This is a genomic window from Roseateles sp., assembly GCF_031397715.1.
Taxonomy (GTDB): domain Bacteria; phylum Pseudomonadota; class Gammaproteobacteria; order Burkholderiales; family Burkholderiaceae_C; genus Paucibacter_A.
In genome coordinates this window covers 1-7006 of sequence record NZ_JANNMI010000423.1, presented here as the reverse complement: position 1 = coordinate 7006, position 7006 = coordinate 1, and the positions used below count along the sequence as shown (strand labels likewise).

Annotated in this window: 7 protein-coding genes; 4 read left to right on the top strand and 3 right to left on the bottom strand. The window is 60.6% G+C overall.

The features are described from left to right. From RMO57_RS18560 to RMO57_RS18545, 4 genes are all read left to right on the top strand, one after another. A partial coding sequence (locus RMO57_RS18560) for a thioredoxin family protein (RefSeq protein ID WP_310389182.1) occupies positions 1 to 225 on the top strand: 225 nt, incomplete at its 5' end. 266 nt (positions 226 to 491) lie between these two features. Further along, positions 492 to 1754, top strand: coding sequence for a transcription termination factor Rho (gene rho / locus RMO57_RS18555; RefSeq protein WP_310389180.1), 1263 nt, complete (start codon positions 492 to 494; stop codon positions 1752 to 1754). A 191-nt stretch (positions 1755 to 1945) separates the two neighbouring features. Then, a complete protein-coding gene (locus tag RMO57_RS18550; protein ID WP_310389178.1) occupies positions 1946 to 2203 on the top strand; it encodes a type B 50S ribosomal protein L31 in 258 nt (85 codons plus the stop codon). A 138-nt stretch (positions 2204 to 2341) separates the two neighbouring features. After that, complete coding sequence (locus RMO57_RS18545) at positions 2342 to 3985, top strand: hypothetical protein (RefSeq protein ID WP_310389177.1); 1644 nt, start codon at positions 2342 to 2344, stop codon at positions 3983 to 3985. Between the two features lie 25 nt (positions 3986 to 4010). On the opposite strand, the gene phoR is transcribed toward RMO57_RS18545, so the two are convergent. The 3 genes from phoR to phoU all read right to left on the bottom strand — a co-directional run bounded on the left by phoR (position 4011) and on the right by phoU (position 6865). Further along, positions 4011 to 5363, bottom strand: a complete 1353-nt coding sequence (phoR, locus tag RMO57_RS18540) for a phosphate regulon sensor histidine kinase PhoR (protein WP_310389175.1) — start codon at positions 5361 to 5363, stop codon at positions 4011 to 4013. Positions 5364 to 5440: 77 nt separating this feature from the next. Next, on the bottom strand, positions 5441 to 6142 hold the full coding sequence (phoB, locus tag RMO57_RS18535) for a phosphate regulon transcriptional regulator PhoB (RefSeq protein WP_310389173.1): 702 nt from the start codon (positions 6140 to 6142) through the stop codon (positions 5441 to 5443). A 15-nt stretch (positions 6143 to 6157) separates the two neighbouring features. Next, on the bottom strand, positions 6158 to 6865 hold the full coding sequence (gene phoU, locus RMO57_RS18530) for a phosphate signaling complex protein PhoU (protein ID WP_310389171.1): 708 nt from the start codon (positions 6863 to 6865) through the stop codon (positions 6158 to 6160). Between the last annotated feature and the right edge of the window lie 141 nt (positions 6866 to 7006).

The window sequence follows — 7006 nt, the reverse complement described above, 5'->3', positions numbered from 1 at the left end:
CCTTGCAAGGCCATCGCGCCGATCTTGGATGAAGTTTCCAAGGACTACGGCGACCGGCTGCAAGTCACCAAAATGAATGTCGATGAGAACCGCGACGTACCCGCAAAATTCGGCATCCGCGGCATCCCGACCTTGATGCTTTTCAAAGATGGCCAGCTGGCCGCCACGAAAGTTGGCGCCTTGTCCAAGGCACAGTTGACCGCCTTCATCGACGCTAACCTATAATCGCGAATAGTTTGTTGTTGTAGGCCGAGACTGAACCCAGTTTTCAGCCCACAACGGCAGCAAATTGCCAACACGCTCAGGTCATTTCGGTGATTGTTGAAGCGTGGACTCGGCGCCCAAGCTCCCGCATCCTTGTCTGCTCTGCGACACCGCCGCCACTGTTATGGCATCACGCGGTTTCGCCATTCATTGGCGCTCGACGGGCTGCCGCCGTATTTGTCCCCGGTCCTTGGCAGGACCTTTGACGACCTACCGGGTTCTCACCCATGCATCTTTCTGAACTGAAAGCGCTTCACGTCTCCGAACTCATCAAGATGGGCGAGGAGTTGGAGATCGACAACGTCGCCCGCATGCGCAAGCAGGAGTTGATGTTTGCGATCATGAAGAAGCGCGCCAAAGGCGGCGAACAAGTGTTCGGCGACGGCGTTTTGGAGGTCCTGCCGGACGGCTTCGGCTTTCTGCGCTCGATCGACGACAGCTATATGGCATCCACCGATGACATCTATCTGAGCCCTAGCCAGATCCGCCGCTTCAACCTCCACACCGGCGACATGATCGAAGGCGAAGTGCGCGTGCCCAAAGACGGCGAGCGCTACTTTGCCCTGGTCAAGGTCGACCGCGTCAACGAGCTGACGCCCGAGGAGAGCAAGCACAAGATCATGTTCGAGAACTTGACGCCCTTGTTCCCAAGGGAGCAGTTCAAGCTCGAGCGTGACATCAAGAGCGACGAAAACATCACCGGCCGCATCATTGACTTGATCGCGCCGATCGGCAAGGGCCAGCGCGCCCTGCTGGTGGCCCAGCCCAAGACCGGCAAGACGGTGATGATGCAGCAACTGGCGCATGCGCTGGTGGCCAACCATCCCGACTGTCACCTGATCGTGCTGCTGGTCGACGAACGTCCGGAAGAAGTGACCGAAATGCTGCGCACCGTGCGCGGCGAGGTCATCAGCTCGACCTTCGATGAGCCGGCCGCCCGCCATGTGCAGGTCGCCGAAATGGTGATCGAGCGCGCCAAGCGTCTGGTCGAACTGAAGAAGGACGTGATCATCCTGTTGGATTCGATCACGCGTCTGGCCCGCGCCTATAACAACGTCCTGCCGTCCAGCGGCAAGGTGCTGACCGGTGGCGTCGACGCCAACGCCTTGCAGCGCCCCAAGCGCTTCTTTGGCGCGGCCCGCAAGGTCGAAGAAGGCGGTTCGCTGACCATCATCGGCACGGCGCTGATCGACACCGGCAGCCGCATGGACGAGGTGATCTACGAAGAGTTCAAGGGCACCGGCAACTGCGAAATCCATCTGGATCGCCGCATGGCCGAAAAGCGCGTCTACCCGTCGATCCTGATCAACAAATCAGGCACCCGGCGTGAAGAGTTGTTGCTGAAGCCGGAAATCCTGCAAAAGAGCTGGATTTTGCGCAAACTGCTCTATCCGATGGACGAGATCGAGGCGATGGAGTTCATTCTGGACAAAATGAAATCAACCAAGAACAACCTCGATTTCTTCGACATGATGCGTCGAGGCGGTTGAGTCAAGTTTGACTGTTGGTTTCACCGGCGCCATCCCATGGCGCCTCCTGAGTACTGCCACTCGGTGCAGCACTCGAATTCAGGCTATAATCTTTGATTTGCCGCTGGCGAAAAGTGCGCCACATGGTGTGGTGAGGCTGTAGATACGTCAGCGCAGATTCGCAAGAATCGCAATTAAGCGAGAGGTTCCTCATGAAAGACGGCATTCACCCCAACTACCGCGAAGTTTGCTTCGTGGACCAGTCCAACGGCTTCAAGTTCGTGACACGCTCAACCATGGGCAGCAAAGAGTCCGTCAAGATGGAAGACGGCCGCGAATTGCCGCTGATCAAGCTGGAAACCACCAGCGAAACCCATCCGTTTTACACCGGCACGCAGAAGAGCATTGACTCGCTGGGCGGCCGCGTTGAGAAGTTCCGCAACAAATTTGCGGGCTTCGCCAAGAAGTAAGCCTTGCTAGGCTGAAAACAAAGGGCAGCTTAGGCTGCCTTTTTTTCGTCCCCGAACTTGTCGTCTTGGCTTCGGTGGGCAAGAAAAGCCGCACCTATACGGCATGATATTGATCTGGACTTGAATAATAAAAACCGCGTGAATTTACCTACACCTGCCGTCGTTGCCGTACGGGGCGCCCAGCGCCTGCCAAGATTTGCCTTGCTGCTGCTGTGCGCCGCCTACATCTTGCCGGGCCTCTTCGGGCGTGACCCTTGGCGCCAAGCCGACCTGAGCTCGTTTGGCTTCATGGCCAGCATTGCTCAAGGTCATGCCTCTTGGTGGCAGCCGGCGATTGGCGGTGTGGCGGCCGAAGGCGGGCCGCTGCCCTACTGGATAGGCGCGCTTGCAATCAAGGTGATGCCATTCGCCGACGCGGCTTTCGCCGCCCGCCTGCCCTTCGCGCTCATTTTGATGTTGACGCTGGTCCTGGTGTGGTACAGCTGCTTCCACTTGGCGTGCACCGAAGCGGCTCAACCGGTGGCGTTTGCTTTCGGCGGCGAAGCCCATTCGATTGATTACGCACGCGCGCTGGCCGACGGTGCGTTGCTGGCCCTGATGGCGACGCTCGGCTTGCTCCAGCTCGGCCATGAGACGACACCGGAGTTACTGCAACTGCTGGCCTCATCGCTGTATCTATACGGCCTCGCGGCGGCGCCCTACCGCCCCGATAAAGCACGCTGGGCGGCCCTGGTCTCGCTGCCGGTATTGGCGGCCAGCGGTGCACCCATCGTGGCCATGGTGTTGGCGGCGATCGGTGCCGGGCTGTGCAGTCGCTCGCGCTATGGTGAGGCACGCGCCTTGGTGAAATGGCTGGTGTTGGCGGGCTTGCTGTCGGCCATCAGCGCCTGGGAGTTCAATGCCTGGGCCTGGCGTATCACCACCGAATCGCCTGCCGGCTTAGGTCTGCGCATGTTCAACCTGCTGGCCTGGTTCACGTGGCCAGCAGGCCCTCTGGCGGCATGGACGGTGTGGCGCTGGCGCAGCCATTGGCAACGCCGGCATGTGCTTTTGCCTTCGGTGTGTGCCGCCATTCCCATCACCACCAGCCTCTTGATGGGCGGCTCCGACCGAGCGCTACTGTTGGCCTTGCCTGCCTTGGCGCTGTTGGCGGCCTTTGCCTTGCCGACGCTGCAACGCGGCTTCGCGGCGGCCGTGGATTGGTTTTCGGTCTTCTTCTTCAGCGGCAGCGCCCTGTTCTTTTGGCTGTACTACAGCTCCATGCAGCTGGGCTGGCCGGCCACGCCGATGGCCAATTTGCGTAAGTTGGCCATCGGGTTTGAGCCCCGCTTCAACGCTCTGGCCTTGTTTTTTGCCCTTGTGGCCACGCTGGCCTGGCTGGCTCTGGTGCGCTGGCGCACGGCCAAACATCAATATGCGCTTTGGAAAAGCCTGGTTTTGCCGGCCGGCGGTGTCGCCTTGGGCTGGCTGCTGGCGATGACGCTGCTGTTGCCGCCGCTGGACTATGCGCGCAGCAACCGGCCCTTGGTCGAGCAACTGCGCAAGCTGATCCCGGCCAACGCAGATTGCATAGCGACGCCCGGGCAGGCGCTATCAACGTCGGCAGCGCTGGAGTTTCAAGGACATTGGCAGGTCGATGGCAAACACGCACTGATGGCCAGCCGATGCAGCTATGCGCTTCAGGCCAGCAATGCGGCTATTCCAGACGGTTGGGAGCAGATCGCTTTTGTCAGGCGGCCCACCGACCGTGTATCCGGCTTTGCCGTCTTGCGGCGGCGCTAGTCGCCGCGGCACCGCCCTTGCCTTGCTATCGCGGCGCGTTGGCGGCCTCGACACCCAAGGCCGGCTCACCCACGTGCCGCACCCGAATAGCCGGCAACGCCAGCCTGAATTTGGAGCCTTTGCCGGGCTCGCTCTCGATTTGCAGCTCGCCACCATGCCGGTGCATCACATGCTTGACGATGGACAGGCCCAGGCCCGTGCCGCCAGTTTCGCGCGACCGGCTGCCATCAACCCGATAAAAACGTTCGGTCAAGCGGGGCAGATGTTCACGCGCGATGCCTAAGCCCGTGTCGCTCACACACAGCTCGCCTGAGCCATCGCCGAGCTCACGCCACGACACATCAATCTCGCCGCCGGCCGGCGTGTAGCGCACGGCGTTGTTGACCAAATTTGCCGCCGCGCTGAGCAGCTCGGACTCGACGCCGGCCAGCTCAACTTGCGTGTCGAGTTGAACCTTCAGTTGATGACGGCCACCCGACAAGGCCACTGCATCCGAATTGATGCGGGCCAGCAAGGCATCCAGACCAAGCCAGCGATCGGCGGTGGGACGCGGGCTGCCTTCGAGTTGCGCCAGCGTCAGCAAGTCGCTGACCAAACCTTGCATACGGTCGGTCTGCTGTCCCATCAAGGTCAAGACACGCGTACGTTCAGCCACCGTCAAGGGCAATGACAGCATGGTCTCGATAAAGCCCGCCAAAACGGTCAAAGGCGTGCGAATCTCATGCGACACATTGGCCACGAAGTCGCGCCGCATCGCGTCGGACCGCTCGCGCTCGGTGATGTCTTGCGAAAGCACCAGCTTCATGCCGTCCCCATAACGCTTGACAACGACGGACAGCGTACCGAAGCCCCGCACATTGCTCAATAGCAATGGCGTCTCGTAGCTCTCAGTATGAAGAAAAGAAACGAAAGCGGGCGAGCGCAGCAGATTGGTGACGCGCTGGCGCAGATCGCGCACGGGGTCGAGCGAAAAGTGGTCGGCCGCCACCCGGTTGCACCAATGAATGTGATCCTGCGCATCCAGCATCAGCACACCATTGGGGGAGGCATCGATGGCCGACAAGAATTGCTCCAACTGCAGGCGTTCGCTGGCAATCACCTTGTCGCGCTCACGCACCGCACGCTCTACCCGGTAGCCCAGTTCCCCCCATATACCGGCATCACGCGGCGCGGCGTCAAGCTGAGGGCCGCGCAGCCATTGCAATAAGCGATGACCGCGCACGGCGTCCACGATCACCAGCGCCACGACCGCGATTGCTGCGCTCAATGCCTCGCTCAAGAACGGGAGATGCAGCAGTCGGCCTACCCAATGACCAAAGAACACACCCGCAACCACCGCCAGGGCGGCCAACACAAAACGCGGCAAAAGCCAATTCACGCGATCTCCCCAAGATGCCCCTGCCCAGCCCTGCCCACTCACTGCCGCTGTGCCCCGGCCTCAGCCGAGGCGCGCACTCACATGGGCAGGACCGCCATCTGCTGCGTCAAGCGATAGCCGGCGCCGCGCACGGTCTCTATCATGCGCGCGCACTGCACCCGCTCCAGCGCCTCACGCAGCCGCTTCACATGCACATCAACCGTGCGTTCTTCAATGAAGACATGGTCACCCCAGACCCGGTCCAGCAACTGCGAGCGGCTATGCACTCGCTCGGGATGGGTCATGAAGAAATGCAGCAAGCGGAACTCGGTCGGGCCCAGCTTGACCTCGGCGCCGTCACGACTGACGCGGCGTGTGCCCGGGTCCAGATTCAAGCCGCCCACCTCGACCAGGGAGTCCAGCGCCTCGGGCGCCTTGCGCCGCAGCACGGCGCGGATGCGCGCCAGCAACTCATTGGTCGAAAACGGCTTGGTCAGATAGTCATCGGCACCCGCGTCCAAGCCGGAGACCTTGTCGGTCTCTTCGGCGCGAGCGGTCAGCATGATGATGGGCATTTCTTTGGTGCGCGCGGCACCGCGCCATTGGCGAGCCAGTGCCAGGCCCGATTGCCCGGGCAACATCCAGTCCAACACCACCAGGTCAGGCAAGATGCGGTCCACCTCATATTGCGCCTGATCGGCGCTGGCGGCGATCGTGACCTCAAAACCCGCATGGCGCAGATTGATGGAAATCAGCTCGGCAATCGCCGACTCATCTTCCACCACTAAAACTCGACTCATTGCGATTCCTTTGTTTTAGCGAACCATGGTCTCAACGGCCTCGGGCGTGTTGTGACGCACGTCCGTACCCTTGACCACATAGATGATGACTTCGGCGAGGTTCTTGGCGTGGTCACCGACCCGCTCAATCGCCTTGGCCACAAAGATCAAATCGATCGACGACGAGATGGTGCGCGGGTCTTCCATCATGTAGGTGATGAGCTTGCGCATCAGACCGTCGAACTCCTTGTCGATCTGGTCGTCTTGCTTAAGCACCTCGACCGCACGCTCCACATCCAGGCGCGCAAATGCATCCAGCGCCTTGCGCAAAAGCGCGGTCGCCAGCTCGGCCTCGAAAGCCAGATCACTCATGGGCAAGCGCAAACGGCTTGAGACGCCCGCGTTGATCAGGCGCTGCACCGTGCGCGCAATCCGCGCGGCCTCATCGCCGACACGCTCAAGATTGGCAATCGTCTTTGAAATGGCAATCAGCAAGCGCAGATCCCGCGCCGTTGGCTGGCGCCTAGCGATGATGCTGGAGAGGTCACGGTCAATCTCGACCTCCATCGCATTGACCACCTCCTCTTGCTTGAGCACGACGCTCGCCATATCACCACTGAAGCTCGTCAAAGCCAACACCGCTTGAGCGACCTGTGACTCGACCAAACCGCCCATCTCGAGCACGCGCGTGGAGATGCCACTCAGTTCGGCGTCGAATTGTGTCGAAAGATGTTTTTCACCCATGATTTGATCCTGAAAATATTTGGATTAACAACGGCGCCGATCAGTGCCTGAGGAGCCACCAGCCAGCAAGAGGCATGCCGGGCTCATCAACAAAAAACGACCCAGCGAGTTACATCATCAACCGAAGCGGCCGGTGATGTA